This is a genomic window from Devosia sp. Root413D1 (genome assembly GCF_001425235.1).
Lineage (GTDB): Bacteria > Pseudomonadota > Alphaproteobacteria > Rhizobiales > Devosiaceae > Devosia_A.
Genome location: NZ_LMEA01000011.1, coordinates 178515 through 195701, shown reverse-complemented (window position 1 = coordinate 195701; position 17187 = coordinate 178515). Strand labels below are relative to the sequence as shown.

Annotated in this window: 17 protein-coding genes; 8 read left to right on the top strand and 9 right to left on the bottom strand. The window is 65.6% G+C overall.

Features of this window, described 5'->3' with window-relative positions:
• Positions 1 to 144: 144 nt before the first annotated feature.
• The 6 genes from ASC89_RS18285 to flgF all read right to left on the bottom strand — a co-directional run bounded on the left by ASC89_RS18285 (position 145) and on the right by flgF (position 6804).
• On the bottom strand, positions 145 to 1773 hold the full coding sequence (locus ASC89_RS18285) for an MFS transporter (protein ID WP_056000401.1): 1629 nt from the start codon (positions 1771 to 1773) through the stop codon (positions 145 to 147).
• A 13-nt stretch (positions 1774 to 1786) separates the two neighbouring features.
• The gene (locus tag ASC89_RS18280) at positions 1787 to 3298 is read right to left on the bottom strand and encodes a carboxypeptidase M32 (RefSeq protein WP_056000398.1); all 1512 of its coding nucleotides are present in this window, start codon (positions 3296 to 3298) and stop codon (positions 1787 to 1789) included.
• A 245-nt stretch (positions 3299 to 3543) separates the two neighbouring features.
• Positions 3544 to 4290 (bottom strand): flagellar basal body L-ring protein FlgH, encoded by a 747-nt coding sequence (gene flgH / locus ASC89_RS18275; protein ID WP_407065075.1) that lies wholly within the window; start codon positions 4288 to 4290, stop codon positions 3544 to 3546.
• A 14-nt stretch (positions 4291 to 4304) separates the two neighbouring features.
• Positions 4305 to 5252 (bottom strand): flagellar basal body P-ring formation chaperone FlgA, encoded by a 948-nt coding sequence (gene flgA, locus ASC89_RS18270; protein ID WP_056000392.1) that lies wholly within the window; start codon positions 5250 to 5252, stop codon positions 4305 to 4307.
• Between the two features lie 14 nt (positions 5253 to 5266).
• Positions 5267 to 6052 carry a flagellar basal-body rod protein FlgG gene (gene flgG, locus ASC89_RS18265; RefSeq protein WP_055882327.1) on the bottom strand — a complete coding sequence of 262 codons (786 nt, stop codon included), beginning with the start codon at positions 6050 to 6052 and terminating at the stop codon, positions 5267 to 5269.
• 14 nt (positions 6053 to 6066) lie between these two features.
• Positions 6067 to 6804: a flagellar basal-body rod protein FlgF gene (gene flgF / locus ASC89_RS18260; protein ID WP_055882324.1), complete on the bottom strand. Its 738-nt coding sequence runs from the start codon at positions 6802 to 6804 to the stop codon at positions 6067 to 6069.
• A 277-nt stretch (positions 6805 to 7081) separates the two neighbouring features.
• Between flgF and ASC89_RS18255 the strand changes: the two genes are divergently transcribed.
• The 5 genes from ASC89_RS18255 (at position 7082) to ASC89_RS18235 (ending at position 13638) form a co-directional block, all read left to right on the top strand.
• Positions 7082 to 7567 carry a flagellar basal body-associated FliL family protein gene (locus ASC89_RS18255; protein ID WP_055882321.1) on the top strand — a complete coding sequence of 162 codons (486 nt, stop codon included), beginning with the start codon at positions 7082 to 7084 and terminating at the stop codon, positions 7565 to 7567.
• Complete coding sequence (fliM, locus tag ASC89_RS18250) at positions 7567 to 8730, top strand: flagellar motor switch protein FliM (RefSeq protein ID WP_055882318.1); 1164 nt, start codon at positions 7567 to 7569, stop codon at positions 8728 to 8730. Before ASC89_RS18255 ends, fliM begins: the two co-directional genes overlap by 1 nt.
• The gene (locus ASC89_RS18245) at positions 8730 to 9161 is read left to right on the top strand and encodes a DUF6468 domain-containing protein (RefSeq protein ID WP_055882316.1); all 432 of its coding nucleotides are present in this window, start codon (positions 8730 to 8732) and stop codon (positions 9159 to 9161) included. The genes fliM and ASC89_RS18245 overlap by 1 nt, the downstream gene beginning before the upstream one ends.
• On the top strand, positions 9161 to 10159 hold the full coding sequence (locus ASC89_RS18240; protein ID WP_055882314.1) for a MotE family protein: 999 nt from the start codon (positions 9161 to 9163) through the stop codon (positions 10157 to 10159). Before ASC89_RS18245 ends, ASC89_RS18240 begins: the two co-directional genes overlap by 1 nt.
• 173 nt (positions 10160 to 10332) lie before the next feature.
• Entirely contained in the window at positions 10333 to 13638 is a 3306-nt protein-coding gene (locus ASC89_RS18235) for a lipopolysaccharide assembly protein LapB (protein WP_055882311.1), read from the top strand.
• Positions 13639 to 13788: 150 nt separating this feature from the next.
• Here ASC89_RS18235 and ASC89_RS18230 read toward each other — a convergent pair whose 3' ends face one another.
• From ASC89_RS18230 to ASC89_RS18220, 3 genes are all read right to left on the bottom strand, one after another.
• A complete protein-coding gene (locus tag ASC89_RS18230; protein ID WP_055882309.1) occupies positions 13789 to 14238 on the bottom strand; it encodes a hypothetical protein in 450 nt (149 codons plus the stop codon).
• A gap of 104 nt (positions 14239 to 14342) precedes the next feature.
• Positions 14343 to 15137 (bottom strand): flagellar type III secretion system pore protein FliP, encoded by a 795-nt coding sequence (gene fliP / locus ASC89_RS18225; RefSeq protein ID WP_407065074.1) that lies wholly within the window; start codon positions 15135 to 15137, stop codon positions 14343 to 14345.
• A complete protein-coding gene (locus tag ASC89_RS18220; RefSeq protein ID WP_055882307.1) occupies positions 15088 to 15702 on the bottom strand; it encodes a flagellar biosynthetic protein FliO in 615 nt (204 codons plus the stop codon). Before ASC89_RS18220 ends, fliP begins: the two co-directional genes overlap by 50 nt.
• Before the next feature lie 191 nt (positions 15703 to 15893).
• On the opposite strand from ASC89_RS18220, the gene flgB reads away from it, so the two are divergent.
• The 3 genes from flgB to fliE are packed head-to-tail and all read left to right on the top strand — an operon-like array spanning position 15894 to position 17055.
• Entirely contained in the window at positions 15894 to 16292 is a 399-nt protein-coding gene (gene flgB / locus ASC89_RS18215) for a flagellar basal body rod protein FlgB (RefSeq protein WP_055882304.1), read from the top strand.
• Between the two features lie 2 nt (positions 16293 to 16294).
• Complete coding sequence (gene flgC, locus ASC89_RS18210; protein ID WP_055882301.1) at positions 16295 to 16708, top strand: flagellar basal body rod protein FlgC; 414 nt, start codon at positions 16295 to 16297, stop codon at positions 16706 to 16708.
• Between the two features lie 23 nt (positions 16709 to 16731).
• Positions 16732 to 17055, top strand: coding sequence for a flagellar hook-basal body complex protein FliE (fliE, locus tag ASC89_RS18205; RefSeq protein WP_055882295.1), 324 nt, complete (start codon positions 16732 to 16734; stop codon positions 17053 to 17055).
• The last annotated feature ends 132 nt before the right edge of the window (positions 17056 to 17187 follow it).

Here is a 17187-nt window from a genome sequence, read left to right as displayed (position 1 = left end):
CCGCATCCAGTCCCAGGCACGATCGAAGACAGAACCTCGACTCTTCAGCTCCCCCATTATGGGGGAGGCCGGGAGGGGGCCGTCTGCTGCAGTCAGTCGCTCTTCCTTGCGCCCTCTCCGGAGACGCGGTGGCGCTCTCGAGCATCACGGCGGATCGATCGTCCGGTTGGCGGCAATCGCTGCGAACCAGTTGGGCGGACGCTCGATCATCCGGCGCACCACCGGGCGTTCCGGGCCCTGGTGCAGGTTGCGCAGTTTTTCGCCGATCACCTCGTCGGCATGGGTGAGACGCTGGTTGTGCCGGGCGTATTCGGTCCAGGTCGGGCTCTTGTAGCTTTCGACCCAGACGTCGGTCTCCGAGAGGTCGCGGCGCAGCACCCATTCGCGGGCTCCGTCGCGCATCCGCACCCGTTTGCGATCGGCCATGACGCGCAGGAACTCGCGCACATCCTGCGGGCGGATCTTGTACTCGATGCTGATGACGATCGGCCCGGAGCGCGGCTCGATCGGCAGCGCGATCTGCGGTTCCTGCCAGCGGTTGGCGGGGTCGAGGTCGAGCATCACCCGCGGCGGGATCGACAGCAGCAGCCCGACTCCGGCGCCGACGACAAGGGCGATGGCCGAGGCGACCAGCGCATTGCTGACGCCGAACTCTTCGCCGGCAACGCCCCAGAGCCAGCTGCCGGCGGCGAGGCCGGCAAAGGTGGCGGTCTGGTAGAGTGACAGCGAGCGGCCGACCACCCAGCGCGGGGTCGAGAGCTGCACGGTGACGTTGAACAGGGTCAGCGCCAGCACCCAGCAGGCGCCGCCGAGCATGAGGGCGACACCGGTCAGCCAGGGCGAGGGGCTGAGCCCGGTGGTGGCGGCGCAGATGGCGAAGCCGACAAAGGCCAGCCGGACGATGGCTTCGCTGGAGAACTGCTCGGCCAGCCGGGCGCTGATCAGCGCCCCGCCGACCGCGCCAAGGCCGAAGGCGCCGAGCAAGAGGCCATAGACCAGCGGCCCGCCGCCGGGAATCTGGCTCGCGACTACCGGCAGCAGCGCCAGCACCGAGCTGGCGGTGAGGCCGAAGATGAAGCTCCGCACCAGCACCTTGCCCAGTTGCGGCGACAGCGCCATGTAGCGGACACCGGCGAACATCGCGGCGCCGACCGCCTCGCGCGGCAGGCCGGCGGGGGCAGGGGCGGGCTTCCAGCGCAGCAGCACGAACAGCAGCCCGAGATAGCTCACGAGGTTGACGGCGAAGGCTGCAGCAGCGCCGGCGACGGCGACGATGATGCCGCCCACCGCCGGGCCAAGGCTACGCGACAGGTTGAAGCCGATGGAGTTGAGCGCCACAGCCGAGCCGACGCTGGAGCGCGGCACCAGGTCGCCGACCGAGGCCTGCCAGGACGGGTTATTGAGCGCCGTGCCGCAGCCGATCAGGAAGGTGAAGGTCAGCAGCAGCCAGGGGGTGATCAGCCCAAGCAGCGCACTGAGGGTCAGGAGCGCCGAGACCGCCAGCATGAAGAACTGCGCCACCAGCATCACCCGGCGGCGCGGGAAATTGTCGGCGATGGCGCCGCCGAGCAGCGAGAACAGCATGATCGGCAGCGAGGTGGAGGCCTGGACCAGCGCCACCAGATCGACCGAGTTGGTCAGCGCCGTCATCATCCAGGCGGCGCCGACGCCCTGGATCAGGGCGCCGAAGCTCGAGACGAGGTTCGCCACCCAGATGTTGCGGAACGTTCCGTGCTGCAGCGGCTGCAGGACCGATGGTCGATCCTTGGCCATGGCTTACCCCCGATCAGCCCAGGTAGCGGTGCGTCAGGTGCTCCTGGAAGTGCTTGGAGTTCAGCTTCTCGCCGGTGGCGCGCTGCAGCAGCTCGGGCGTCGAGTACTTGCTCGCCTGGCTCCAGACCTTCTCCCGCCGCCAGTCGTTGATGCCGACGAAGCGGCCATTGCGCATGTCCTCGCGGGCGTTCGGCTGGTCGCGCTCGATGGCGCTCCAGAGCTGCGCCGCGATGATGGCGCCCAGCGTGTAGCTGGGGAAGTAGCCGATGGCGCCCGACGGCCAATGCACGTCCTGCATCGGGCCATCCTTCATGTTGTCGATGGTCGAGAGCCCCAGATACTCGCGCATCTTGGCGTCCCAGGCCTCCGGCACATCTTTGGGCGCCAACTTGCCGCTGATCAGGTCCTGCTCCAGCTCGAAGCGGAGGATGACATGCAGCGGGTAGGTGGCCTCGTCGGCATCGACGCGAATCAGGCCGCGTTCGATGAGATGGACATGCGCCAGCACGTCTTCGAGGTCCCAGCCGGCAATGGCGTCTTCGCCAAGTTTTTCACGCACATGCGGCATGGCCCATTCCCAGAACTCGGGCGAGCGGGCGATCTGCTTTTCGACGAACAGGCTCTGGCTCTCGTGCATGGCCATGCCACGGGCGCGACCGACCGGCCAGTGCGTCCATTCCTTGGGTAGGCCCTGCTCGTAGAGGCCGTGCCCGGTCTCATGCAGGATGCCCATCAGCGAGGTGAGGAACTCGCCCTCGGTGTAGCGGGTGGTCATCCGGATATCGGTGGGCACGCCACCACAGAACGGGTGGTGTGAGACGTCGAGACGGCCGTGCGCGAAATCGAAGCCGACAGCCTCCATCATCACGAGGCCCAGCGCCTTCTGCTTGTCGATGGCGAACGGGGCGTTGAGCGGCTTCAGCGGGCGGCTGGCCAGCTTTTCTTCCTGGTGCGCGAGGGCCGCCGGGACGAAATCCCTGAGGAACGTCTTGAGGTCGTTGAGCACCGGCGCCACCTCGGCGACGCGGTTGCCGGGGTCATACTGCTCCATCAGCGCGTCATAGCGCGAAAGGCCGAGCACGTCGGCGCGCAGCTGCGCTTCTTCGCGAGCGGTGGCGACGAGACCTTCGAAGGCCGGCAGGAAGCCGGCCCAGTCGCCGCTCGGCCGCAGCTCGCGCCAGAGCTGTTCGGCGCGGATGCGGGCGTTGACCTGCTTCCGGACGAAATCGGCCGAGAGGCAGGTCATGTTGGTATGGACGCGGCGGAACTCGCGGATGGCGAGGCCCTGCATCTCGTCGAGCGGCTCGGCCTCGGCATCGCCGAGCCAGTCGCCGACTTCAGGCGCGGTGGCCATCTCGTGGTACATGCCGGCCAGCATCGACATGGTTTCGGCGCGCTTTTCGCCACCGCCGACCGGCATCATCACCGCCTCGTCGACACCCAGCATCGACTGCGCATGCTCGATGGCTTCCAGCTTGCGGCTCAGCACGTCGAGTTTGGAGAAGGCGGAATTGGGAGAGGGCATCAGGAACTCCAACAAGCGAGTGGCGAATAGTGAGTAGCGAATAGGGAAGGACGGCGAAACCCCATTCGCTACTCGCTATTCCCCATTGGCTAACGAATGGGGAAAGGGCGCAGCCGGGGAGACTGCGCCCTCTGGGGCGGGTTCTGTTCTGGAACCGGCCGAGGCTGACGGCACCAATGGGGGATTGTGCCGTCAGCTATGGGGAAGCTGATCAGGAGGGGGCGCCAGGCGCCTCCCCTGGGGGATCAGAAGGGGAGGATCGCGTCGGCGATCTGCTGGCCGTAGCGGGGTTGCTGGACCTGGGTGATCTGGCCGCGGCCGCCGTAGGAGATGCGGGCTTCGGCGATCTTGGACGAAGGGATGGTGTTGTCGGCGTGAATGTCCTCGGGGCGGACGATGCCGGCGACGATCAGTTCGCGCACTTCGAAGTTGACGCGCACTTCCTGTCGGCCCTCGATCACCAGGTTGCCGTTGGGCAGCACCTGCACCACGACGGCGGCGACCTGGGTGGCGAGGCTTTCCTTGCGGTTCACCGAGCCCGAGCCGCCATCGGCCATGTCGCCCGAGGTGGTGATCTTGCCCGAGGCCTGCACGTCGGCCAGCGGCACCTTGCCGCCGAAGATCGAACCGAGCACGCCGCCGACGCTGCCTTCCGACGACGAGGTGCGCTCGCGATCCGTGGAATTCGAGATCTTGGCGCTGTCGTCGATGGTGACCATCACCGTCAGGATGTCGCCGATCTTGTGGGCGCGCTGATCCTTGAAGAAGCCGCGGGCCTCGTTGGAGAACAGCGAGTTGGGCTGATACGAGGCCACCACCGGTTCCGGCATCGGCATCTGCACCGGGCGATAGCCGGCCTGGGCGGTCGGGTCGGAAATGGCCGTCAGGCGCGGCTGCTGGCCGACAGAGGCCAACTGGTCCATGGTCGAGCACCCGGCGAGGAGGGCGGTGAGCGCGAGGGCGGCGAAGAGTTTCATCGGGTGCATTTTCATTGTCCTTTCGCCCATCACAGCCCGGCGACCTGAAGCTTGGTGGCGGCGGTGGTGATTTCCACCGCGCCGCCGGCGGTCGCGACGCCGTTGAGGATTTTGCGCGTTACGCTGTTCATCACCTGCACCGGCTGGCCGGTGACGGCATCGCCGAGCGACTGGCCGACCACGGTCAGCGTCATTGGGCCGGTGCGCAGCAGCACGGTGACCTCGGTATTGCGGCGCACGGCCAGCGGCTCGGTCACGTCGGTGGCCTTCAGCATGACCCCGGCGCGCGAGTTGTGGCGCAATTGCTTGCCGACGAGATCGTCGAAGTTCTCGACGCCGGACTGGTCGGCGAAGGCCAGCGAGACGCGTTTCATCTCGATATCGGCGGGGGTCAGCACGGCGCCGGCCTTCAGCGAGGCGGCGAGGTGCGGCGCTTCGACCAAGAGGTCGATGCTGCCGGCGACATCGACCGGCAGTTCCATGCCGGCGACCTGGAAGCGGGCAGAAAAGCTTGCCGCACCCGGCTGGTAGCGCAGCGCCAGCAGCGTGACCGGGGTCTCGACCGCTTCGGCATTGTAGCTGAGCGCCGGGTAATCGAAGCGGGTATGGAGCTCGGCACCAGCCGGGAGCAAGCCGCGGACGGCGAGGTCAGCGGAGATGAGGCCGGAGAGGACGGTCGTGTCGACCACCGTCGCACGGCGTTCGACGCGGACGCTGAGCAGGCCATCCTGGGTGTAGTCGGTAAGCCCGGCTTTGGCGGCGGCGGCGCGCACGGCGTCGAGGCCGACGATGCCGGTAGTGCCGGGCTCGGGGGCGCGGAACAGGGCGCGCTCGGCGAGGAGGCCGGCATCCTCGAACATGTCGCCGACAGTGATGACAGGGTGGTTGACCGAGACTTCCGCCTTGAGCACCGGCACCGCGAATGCGGTGGAGCCGGTGAAGGCCAGGAACAGGGCAGGGAGGATGAACTTCTGCATCTAGCTTCTCCCGATCAGCGCAGCTGGCTGGCCGACTGCATCATCTCGTCGGCACCGGAGATGACGCGGGCGTTCATCTCGTAGGCGCGCTGAGCGGCAATCAGGTCGGCAATTTCGGTGACGGAGTTGACGTTACTGGCTTCGAGATATTCCTGCAGCAGGTCGCCCATGCCGTCCTGGTTCGGCGTGCCGATCTGCGCCGGGCCGCTCGAGGCGGTCTCGACGAACAGGTTGTTACCGGCTGAGGAGAGGCCCGCCTTGTTGACGAAGCGCGCCAGTTGCAGCTGCCCGACCGTGGTCGGGGTGGTGTCGTTGTCGAGGAACACCTCGACCGTACCATCGGGGCTGATCGACACCGAGTTGGCATTGCCGGGAATGGTGATGCCGGGCTGGATCTCGTAGCCGTCGACATTGACCAGTTGCCCCTCGGGGCTGCGCTCGAATGAGCCGTCGCGGGTGTAGCCGGTACGGCCGTCGGGCATCTGCACGACGAAGAAGCCTTCGCCGCGAATGGCGACGTCGAGTTCCTTCTCGGTCGGGGCGACGCTGCCCTGGCTCATGACGCGCGGCGTCGCCGCGGTGCGTACGCCGGAGCCGACCTCGATGCCGACCGGCGCCATGGTGCCCGCCTCGGAGGTGGTGCTGCCGGCCTGGCGCTGGACCTGGTAGAGCAGATCCTGGAACTCGGCACGCGCCCGCTTGTAGCCGGTGGTGCGCATGTTCGCGATGTTGTTGGAAATGACTTCGACGTTGCGTTCCTGGGCGGCCATGCCGGTCGAAGCGATGTAGAGGGCTTTCATCTTATCTGCTCCGATCAGCCGTTGAGGTTGCCGAGTTTCTGGATCGCCGTGCGGCGCTGGTCGTCCTGCTTGGAGATCAGCGAGGCGGCGCTCTCGTAGGCGCGCTGCACGCGGATCATCTCGGTCATCTCACCGACGCCGTTGACGTTGGATTTCTCGATCGAGCCCTGCAGCACCTGGGTCGCTGTCGCTTCGATCGGGTCGGTACCGGCCCACAGGTTGCTGCCTTCGCGGGTGGTCGACTGCGGGTCGGCGAACTCGACGATGCGCAGGCGCCCCTTCTGGCCGGCACTCGATGAGACCGAACCGTCCTCGCCGATCATGATGTCGGTCTCGCCGGCGGTGAACTGGATCGGGCCGCCAATGCCGAGCACCGGGTTGCCGTTGAGATCGACCAGCGTGCCGGTGGTATCGATGGCGAGTGAGCCGGATCGGGTGTAGCGCTCGCCGGCGGTGGTCTCGACGGCGAGGAAGCCGTCGCCCCGCAGGGCCACATCCAGCGGGTTGCCGGTCTCTACCAGCGCGCCGCCGGACATATCGTGGATGGTGGTCCAGTCGTCGGTGTAGCTGAGGGACTGATCGAGCGTCGGGAAGTCGCGATCCCGGGCAACCGGCATCAGGTACTCCTCGAACAGCAGCTGTTCGGATTTGAATCCGGTCGTGTTGATGTTGGCGATGTTATTCGCCACCACATCCATCTGCCGCTGCAAGGCGATCTGCCGCGACAATCCGATGAGCTGCGCATTTTCCATGGCGCCGAAGTCCCCGTTACGTCCCCGAACCGTCCGACCTCCCCAGGCCGTCAGGCTCGCCATTAACACTGCAGCAACCATGCCAAGTCGCGATATCAAGCAAAATCAATCAGTTAGATCAGGGTGTGGCCCGGCAGGACGTGCCATCCGGCAGGGCGCGTGGCAAAAACTGCCCGGCAATTTGTGCCGGGTTGATGCAGTTCGTAACCAATCGTTAACCCTCGGGCGATTAGCTCGATCCTGACTGGAATCGTCCGGTGGGGCAGGGGTTTGGGGCATGGCGGCTGAAGCCGATATCGAGGGTGGCGAAGGCGCCGCACCCGCGAAGAAGAAGCTGCCCATCATGCTGATCGCCATGGTCGCTGCAGTCGTGGTGCTGCTCGGCGGCGGCGCCGCGGTATATTTCCTGTTCTTTTCGGGGCCCAAGCCGGACGAGACGCATCTCGCGGCGGTGCCCGAGACCTTCATCTTCAACCTGCCGACCATGACGGTGAACCTGCGCGGTGATGGCGAACGCGAGCAGTTCATGAAGCTCACCGTGGCGCTGGAAGTCGCCAATGAAGAGGTGATGACCGAGATCCAGCCGCGCATGGCCAAGGTGGTCGACGCGTTCCAGGTCTACCTGCGCGAGCTGCGCAAGACCGACCTCGAAGGCTCGGCCGGTATCTACCGCCTCAAGGAAGAGCTGCGCCGGCGCGTCAACATCGCGATCTTCCCGGCGCAGGTGGATTCGATCCTGTTCAAGGAAATCCTGGTGCAGTGATGGCTGGTCCCGGCGAACAGGACAAACTGAGCGACGAATGGGGGCTGGATCCGGCCAGCAGTGGCGCATCCGCGCCCGCCAAGGCGGCCGAGGACGACATGGGCGCCGAGTGGGCCGCCATGCTCGAGGCCGACAGCGTTGAGGCCGGGGCCGCCGACCGGGTGCTGAACCAGGATGAGATCGACAGCCTGCTCGGCTTCGATCCCAATGCCGGCGGCGGCGCCGAGCTCACCGGAGTGCAGGCGCTGATCAACTCGGCGCTGGTCTCCTACGAGCGCCTGCCGATGCTCGAAATCGTCTTCGACCGGCTGGTCCGGCTGGCGACGACCTCGCTGCGCAATTTTACCTCCGACAATGTCGAAGTGGCGCTCGACTCGATCTCCTCGGTGCGCTTCGGCGACTACCTCAATTCCATTCCGCTGCCGGCCATCCTCTCGGTGATCAAGGCCGAGGAGTGGGAGAACTACGGTCTCCTCACCGTCGACTCCTCGCTGATTTACTCGATGATCGACGTGCTGCTCGGCGGTCGCCGCGTCGGCGGGCAGATCCGGGTCGAGGGCCGGCCCTACACCACCATCGAGATGGCGCTGGCGCGGCGGATGATCGAGGTGATCCTCGAGGACACGCATCGCGCCTTCGAGCCGGTGACCGAGGTCAACTTCCGCGTCGAGCGGCTGGAAACCAACCCGCGCTTTGCCGCCATCTCGCGCCCGGCCAATGCGGCGATCCTGATCGAACTCAGGATCGAGATGGACGATCGCGGCGGCAAGATAGAAATCCTGCTGCCCTACGCGACGATCGAGCCGATCCGCGAGCAGTTGTTGCAGATGTATATGGGCGAGAAGTTCGGCCGCGACCCGATCTGGGAAGGCCATCTCGCCACCGAAATATTTGCCGCCGATGTCGAAGTCGACGCGATCCTGCATGAGATGGATCTGCCGCTCAGCCGGGTGCTGTCGATGCAGCCGGGCGACACGGTGATGTTCGACCGCACCCCGAGCGACCCGATTGGGCTGAGGTGCGGCAATGTCGATCTCACCGAAGCGATCATGGGGCATATCGGCAACCATGTGTCGGTGCGCGTGTCGCGCCCGCTGAACGCGCCGAAGGTAACGATGGCGGCCTTCGAAGCCATCGATGAAAACAAGCAGGAGGGCCGCTGATGTTCGGTTTGCCGTTGGGAATCGTGATCGAAACGCTGGTTACGATTTTGCTCGCCACGACAATCGGCTATTGCGTGATCCTCAACCAGCGCCTGAAGCGGCTGCACGCCGATCGTGGTGAGCTGAAGCAGATGGTGGCCGACCTGGTGCAGGCCACGGGCCTCGCCAATGCGGCGATCCAGGAGCTCAAGCACACGGCGCAGGAAGCCGAGACGGTGCTCGAGACGCGGTTGGGCGAGGCCGAGCGTTTCGGCGTCGAGCTCGCCAATCACGTTAATGCCGGCCAGCAGATCATGGATCGGCTGGCGCGGATCACCAGCGCGGCGCGCGGCACGCAACCGTTCGATGATCGGCTGGATGAGCCCAACAAGGTGCAGTCGGCGCTGCAGCAGCTCTCCATGCGTCCGCGCATCAGGGGTAACGCCGCCTGATGAAAACGCCGCGCCTGCTCCCGGTCGTCATAGCTGCCGCTACCGCGCTCCTGCTCTTCAAGGGCATCGGGCTGGTGACGACTGGCGGCTATGTGCTGACCGGCGCGGGCAGCGCGGTGGCGGCAGGCGGTAGCGGCGGCGAGCACGCGGGGGCGGCCGCGGCTGGTGGGGCCGGGGTCGACCCGACCATGGCGCTGCCGCCCGATACCACGATGGCCGATACCAGCCCGACGCTGAGTGATGGCGCTCCGGTGCTGCCGCTGGAACCCGAGGGGGTGGCTGAGGCCGGTGGGCATGGGGCCGAGCCGGCGGCGGAAGCGCCCGCCGAAGCAGCGCCGGCGGAAGAGCAGGCGCCTGCACCGATCGAAGTGGCGTGCGCCGCCGATGCGGCTGCTGAGCCAGCGGCCGGGCATGGCGCGGCTTCGGCTGATGCAGCCGCGGCGCCGCCGCTGGTCGATTGTCCGCCTTCGGTCAACGAGCATGGCGATGCCCTGCCGATGGAGCTGAACAGCGCGGGCGTCTTGGCGCCGATGGAGGGCGAGGGTGGCAGCGAGAGCGAGCTGATCGGGCGCCTTGGCGAGCGCCGCGATTCGCTCGATGCGCGCGAGAAGGAACTCGAGATGCGCATGGCGCTGGTCGAGGCGGCGGAGAAGCGGCTCGACGAACGCACCGCGACGCTGAAGGCCATCGAGGCCAAGATCAACGCGCTGGTCGACGAGAAGAAGGCGGCCGAGAACGAGCAGTTTGCCTCGATCGTCGCCATGTACGAGACGATGAAACCCAAGGAAGCCGCCACCATCTTCAACCAGCTCGATATGGGCGTGCTGATGCGGGTGGCGAAGGCGATGAACCCGCGCAAGATGGCGCCGGTGCTGGCCCGGATGGACCCGATGAAGGCCAAGTCGCTGACTGCGGGGCTGGCCACCGAGCAACCGGAACCGTCCCTCGATACGCCGGTCGAGGACCTCGCCAGCCTGCCGCAGATCGTCGGCCAGTAGCCTGCCAAAGCCTCCATTTCCGCGGCGTTTGTCACGCCTCCGGTTAGGCCCCCGTTAAGCCCGTCTGCCTATGCTCGTCGCACCAGAAGAGTGTAGGGCGGGCAGAAGCCGGCATGACATCGTGGGTCGCATATCGGCGAGGGGCGTTCGCGTTCCCGTGGCGCTTGGTTGCTTTGGCGTTGCTCTTCGCCTGCAGCCTGTGGCCCAGTTTCGCTTCGGCACAAGAGAAAGCGCAGATCTTTGCCACGCCCGAGAACGGGTTCGGACGGCTGATCATTGCCTTTCCGGAGCGGATGGATCTCCCCAAATACAAGGTGAAGTACGAGAACGGCGTGCTCGCCATCGAGTTCGAGCAGCCGATTTCGATCCTGTTGCCCGATATCTCGCTCGCCATGCCGGACTACGCCACCATTGCGCGCGTCGATCCGGACCAGCGCGGCATCCGCATCGGGCTGAGGACCACCTTCAACATCAACCGCATGGATGCGGGCGAAAAACTCTATATCGACCTGCTGCCGACCAGTTGGGTCGGCCTGCCGCCGGCACTTCCCGCCGAGGTGGTGAAGGCGCTGGCTGACCGCTCTGAGAAGCTGGCCAAGATCGCCGAACAGAAGCGCAAGGAAGCAGAGGCCAAGCTCCTGCAGCCGGTGGCCACGGTGCGGGTCGGTCGCAACCCAACATTCCTGCGCATCCAGTTTGACTGGAATGTCGACGCCAAGGCGAAGTTTGCGCTGAAGGGGACCAAGGGGACGCTGGCCTTCGATTGGCCGGTGCCGATCGATCTCTATGCGCTGAAGGCCGACATGCCGCCGGAGTTCAAGGGCGCCAGCAACGCCGTCAGTCCGGCCGGCTCGTCCGTTGATCTCACCGTGGCCGAAGGGGTGGTGCCGCGCTTTTACGAGCTGTCGCCACGGCAATTCGTGGTCGATGTCGATATCGCGCCGGAGGAGGGGCTGAAGGCCGCGCTGGCGGCCGAGGAAAAGGCCAAGCAGGCCCGGCTCGACCTCGAGGTCGCCACAGCCGAGCAGGAGCAGCGCCGCGCCGCCCGCCTCGGGCTCGAAACCGGGCACGACGACACCGCCGAGCTCTACCCGACCAGCCGTGGTGTGGTGACGCCGACAGTGACCACGGTCGGCAAGACCGTGCGCATCGCCTTTCCGTTCGATGCCGATACCCCGGCGGCGGTGTTCCGGCGTGGCGATACCGTCTGGATGGTGTTCGACACGCCGCAATCGGTGGTGGCGCCGCCACCGTCCGATGCGCTGGCCAGTATCGCCAGCAATTTCGAAATGGTGGCAGCCGGCGAAACCAAAGTCGCGCGCATGGACCTGTCATCCGATCGACTGGCGACACTGGGCTCGGAGGGCAGGGCCTGGGTGCTGTCGCTCGGCGATGCGCTGCTCAGCGCCACCGAGCCGATGACGCTCGACCGCGAACGCGACGAGGACGGCCGGTTCGAGATGACCGCCGATATCGAGCGGCCCGGCAAGGTGCATGTGCTGCGCGACCCGGTGGTCGGCGACAGTCTCAGAGTGGTGACGGTGATGCCGCCGGCACGCGGGTTGACGCGCAACCTGCAGTTCGTCGATTTCGATGCGCTCCGCTCGGCCCATGGCCTCGTCATCAAGCCGCGCAATGACAGCCTCGATGTCGAGGTGGAAGACAAGGTCGCCGTCATTTCCGCGGCGAACGGCCTGACGCTGTCGACGCTCGAGACGTCGCGAAAACTCGATGCCGGCAACTCGCCTGAGTTCCGCCAGAGCTATCTCGATCTGGGCGTATGGCGCGAGGACAACCCCGCAGCGTTCACGACGCGCAAGGAAGAGACGATGGCGCGGGCAGCAGCGGCGGAAGGGCAGTTGCGCGATGTGGCGCGGCTCGACCTGGCGCAGCTCTATGTCGCCAACGACCTCTCGTATGAAGCGATCGGCGTACTTGGCATTCTCGACGAGGAGCTGAAGAGCGAGGACCTGCGCAAGAAGACCCGACTGGTCCGCGCCATCGCCGATACGCTGGCCGGGCGCTGGCGCGATGCGCTGATGACGCTCAACGCCGGCACCTTCCCCGAGGAGAGCGACGCGCTGATGTGGCGCACCATCGCCCGCACCGATAGCGGCGATTTCCGCGGCGCGCGGCTCGATGCGATCGCCGCCGAGGGGATCGTCGCGACCTATCCGATCTGGATCCAGACCAAGTTCCTGTTCGCGGCCTTGCGCGCGGCGGTCGAGACCAATGATGCGCAGATGGCGCTGCGGCTGCTCGGTGAGGTGGATTTCCCCAAGCTCGACCCGGAACAGACCAGCTTCTTCCAGCTGATGCAGGGGCGGGTCGCCGAGCTCGAAGGGCACGACCAGGACGCAGTCGACACCTATGGCCAGGTGATCGCCTATGACTTCCGCCCGACCCGGGCCGAGGCGGTGTACCGCACGCTGGTCCTGCTGCGCAAAGCGGGCAAGGTCGATCTCGCCAAGGCCACCGAAACGCTCTCGGCCGAGTCGCTGATGTGGCGCGGCACGGCGCTCGAGGCCGATATGCAGAAGCTCTTGGCTGAGCTCTATTTCGCCAATCACGACTATCGCGACGGGTTCGATGCGGTGAAGCAGGCTGCCGCCAGCTTCCCCGAGAGCGAATCCACCGACACGCTGCTGGGCGAGGCGCAGCAGACCTTTGAGGATCTCTACCTCAACGGCGCGGCCGACAACCTGAGCGACCTCGATGCGCTGGCGCTCTACTACGATTTCCGCCAGCTCACCCCGCCCGGAACGCGCGGCGACGAGATGATCCGCAACCTGGCGCGCCGGCTGGTGAAGGTGGACCTCTTGACCCAGGCGGCGGACCTGCTCGAGTACCAGATCGACAGCCGGCTCACCGGCGTGGCGCAGTCGCAGGTGGCGGCCGACCTGGCGCTGATCCGCATTGCCGACCGCAATCCCGAGGGCGCGCTGCGCGTGCTCAATCGCACCCGTCTCGCCGACCTGCCGCCGCAGCTCGAGCGGCAGCGGCGCATCCTCGAGTCGCGGGCGCTGATCGATGCCGGCCGGCAGGAGCTGGCGCTCGACCTGATCTCAAAACTCACCGGCAAGGATGCCGACATCCTCAGGGTCGACGGCTACTGGAAGTCGAAGAACTACGCCATGGCGTCGGAGCTGCTCGAAATCCTCAACGCGCCGATCGATGGCAAGCTGTCGCAGCCGGCCCGGATGAGCGTGGTCAAGGCGGCAGTCGGGTTCGTGCTGGCCGGGGATGAGCTCGGGCTGTCGCGCATCCGCTCGAAATTCTCAGAGCAGATGGCGAACTCGGCCGAATGGCCGCTGTTCGAGTACGTGACGCGCGACATCGCCCCGCAATCGGTGGAGTTCCGCAAGGTGGCGCGCGAAGTGGCCAGCGCCGACTCGCTCGATGCGTTCCTCGCGTCGTACCGCGAACTCTATGGCAGCGCTGAGATGGTGCCGGACAAATCGGTGCCGGGAGCGGCGTAACGGCGGGTCGTCTCTCACGCTGGATGTCATCCCTGCGAAAGCGGGGATCTCCGTTTGCTATCGTGGAGGTGCGCGAAAACGGAGGTTCCCGCTTTCACTGGAATGGACCACCGGGCCACAGCAGCCTATGCAAGCAGCCGGACGCGGCCCTTACCAGCAGGCCGCCAACGGCGAGATGCCATAGTAGAAGTTTCCGCTCTCGGGCAGCACGCACCGTTCGCTCGCGCTGATAGTGACCGTCTCGACAAGCTCCGGCTCGATCTTGTCATCTAGCCAGAGGATGAGCCGAACAGACGGGGTAAGACCCATCGGTGGCGGCTCCACGCTCTCTCGAAACACCTTCGCCGCCCCGAACTGGTGCTTGGTCCCATCGGGAGAGGTCAGTTCGATGTCGGCGAGATACTCTACACCTTCCGAAAGCTGCGTGGTCTCGTCGAGATCGAACCAATAGACGTCGGGGTGATCCGGTTCTCCCCAACCATGCGTCGGAAGCACGAGTTTGCCGTTGCGTACGTCAACGGTGAACTGCGGAATGCTCTGAGCGGGACTTTGTGCGGTTAGCGCTACCCACAAGAGGGCTGCTGCAAACAAATGGTTCACCGGGACGAGCTCCGCTTCCTCGGACCAACCTGCGCTTCAAATCCCGGCGGGATCGTGACCGGTTCTGATCAGCGCATTGCCAGAGGGACGTCCACACAGCTTTGCTAAGTACTCACAAAGCTTCTGATCAGCGAGCCGGCGACCAGGTGCCAGCCGTCGACCAGCACGAAGAAGATCAGCTTGAACGGCAGTGAGATCACCACCGGTGGCAGCATCATCATGCCCATCGACATCAGCACCGACGCCACCACCATGTCGATGATGACGAAGGGCAGGAACAAGAGGAACCCGATCTCGAAGGCGCGCCTGAGCTCCGAGATCATGAAGGCCGGGATCAGCACCTGCAGCGGGATCGCCGTGCGATCGGCGGGGGCCGGGGTTGACGACATGTCGAAGAACAGCTGCAGGTCGGCGGGCCGGACATTGGCCGCCATGAAGTCATGCACTGGCGCCGAGGCCCGGGTGAAGGCTTCCTCGACCTGAATCTGGCCGGCAACCAGCGGCGCAATGCCGTTGTCGTAGCTCTGCTGTAGCGTCGGGCCCATGACGAAGAGGGTGAGGAACAGCGCGAGGCTGACCATCACCGAGTTGGGCGGCGCGGTCTGAAGACCAATGGCGGTGCGCAGCAGCGAGAGCACCACGACGATGCGGGTGAAGCTCGTCACCATGACGAGGATTGACGGCGCCAGCGAGAGCAGGGTGATCAGCCCGACGAGCTGGACCGCCCGTTCGGTGATGGTCGCGTCGTTGCCGAAATCGATCGAGATGTCCTGGCCGAAGGCGAGGCCCGGCAGGATCAGCGCACAGAGAAAGGCGAGTAGCGTAAGGACCCGGCGAAGTGCGGGGCGACTAGCGGCTATCCGCTTTGGGTTCGTCCCCGAGATTGCGTTGAGCGCCAAGCGCAGTCCGCCCGTTGTCCTTGCCTGCGGGCGTTGTAGCTGAGTCGGCTTTGCCGCGGCCGGAGTTATCCCCAGTCATCGCCGGCATCGGGATAATGGCGGGCTCCATGGTGCTGACCGGGCGCAACAAACCGGTATGGCGGAGCGAGGTGGATTTGCGTGCGCCCGGGCGAACGAACTCGCGCAGCCGGTCGATCTCGGACGTGCTGAGCGTCGGGGTGGCCGGCGGCGGCACTTCGTGTTCGACGCTGCGGCGGGTCGGCATCGGCGGGCGCTCCACCGGAATGCCGGTCTCGACGATGACGTCCTGCGGGCCACCGGTGAGGATCAGGTGCTCGACATTGTCGCGCCGGATGATCAGCAGCTGGCGCTTGGCGTCGACCTGCATGTGGTCGATGACGCTGAGCCGCCGGTTGCGGCCCCGGCCGACGACGGTGGTGCCACGGGTGAGCAGTTTCAGCGCCCAGAGGCCGAGGACGATCAGCACCAGGACGATGCCCAAAGCGAGCACCGAGGTGACGATGGTTCCGGCCGACTCGCCCAGCAAACTCGTCATAAATTGCATCGCCGCGCACTCCCTCGACGCTCGGGGTGGCCATCCGAACGCAAATCAGTGGAACTTATTGCCGAGTAATGCGCCCAGATTATGCAAAATGCGAGACAACTCGGCGTGCGGAGGCTCGTGGTTAATGTCTCGTTAACGCTTGCTAGGCAGGATTTGCCCAGTTCCTCAGGGGATTCTGGACCCGGCTCACCATGAAATTAGGACTGCTCGACGCCATCGGCGAGAAGATGCGCTGGCACCAGACGCGCCAGACCTTGCTCGCCGAAAATGTCGCCAATGCCGATACTCCCGGCTACCGCGGTCGTGACCTCAAGGCTTACGGCTTCGAGGAGCACATGAAGAATCTGTCGACGGCAAAGATCGCGACGGTGACGACGCAGCCGGGGCACATCGCGATTTCCGGCACCGATGCCGACGGGTTCGGCGCCCGCACGATGAACAGCTTTGAGATCACCCCAGAGGGCAACGGTGTGACGCTCGAGGACGAGATGATGAAGGTTGCCGGCAACCAGATGGACTACCAGGCGATCACGACGCTCTACACGCGCTCGGTCAAGCTGATCAAAACCGCCCTCGGCAAGCAGGCATAGCGATGAACGACTTTCTTTCGTCCCTCAAAATCGCGGCGACGGGCCTGCATGCCCAGTCGGCTCGCATGCGGGTAATCGCCGAAAACCTCGCCAATGCCGACTCCGCCGGCAAGACACCGGGGGAGGACCCGTATCGGCGCAAGATCCCGACCTTCAAGGCGGTGATGGATAACGAGCTCGGCGCCACCAAAGTCGAGATCGGCCGCATCGCCTACGACCAGTCCGACTTCACCTCGCGCTTCGAGCCCGGCCATCCGGCCGCCGACGCCACCGGCTATGTGCGCTACCCCAACGTCAACTCGCTGATCGAGACGATGGATATGCGCGAGGCGCAGCGCAGCTACGAGGCCAACCTCAACGTCGTCACCGTCACCCGGCAGATGCTGGGGTCCACCCTCGATATCCTGCGCGGCTGACGCGTCTTTTCCAGGAACTGATCATGGCTCTTCCAATCAACGCCGCCACGGCGGCCTATTCGAATGCCGCCAAGCTCCTGGGGCAGGCGCAGAAGCCGCAGCTCAACCAGGTCGCCGATCTCGGCGGCGGGCAGGATTTTGCCAAAATGCTCGGCCAGGCCGTGCAGGGCGTGGTCGACAGTGGCAAGGTCGCCGACACCAAGGCGATGGAGATGGTCAGCGGCCGCGGCGATATGGTCGACGTGGTGACGGCCATCAGCCAGACCGAGCTCGCCATGGATACCATGGTGACGGTCCGCGACCGGGTGATCTCGGCCTATGAGGAAATCATGCGGATGCCGATCTGACGGTTCGCGACTCGCGATATCGTGCAGCAGGCAGGGCCGCTCATGAACCACTCTCACCCACTCACAGATGTCATCCCAGCGAAAGCTGGGACCCATGTCTCCGCCCGCGCAAGCGGCGGAATGGATCCCCGC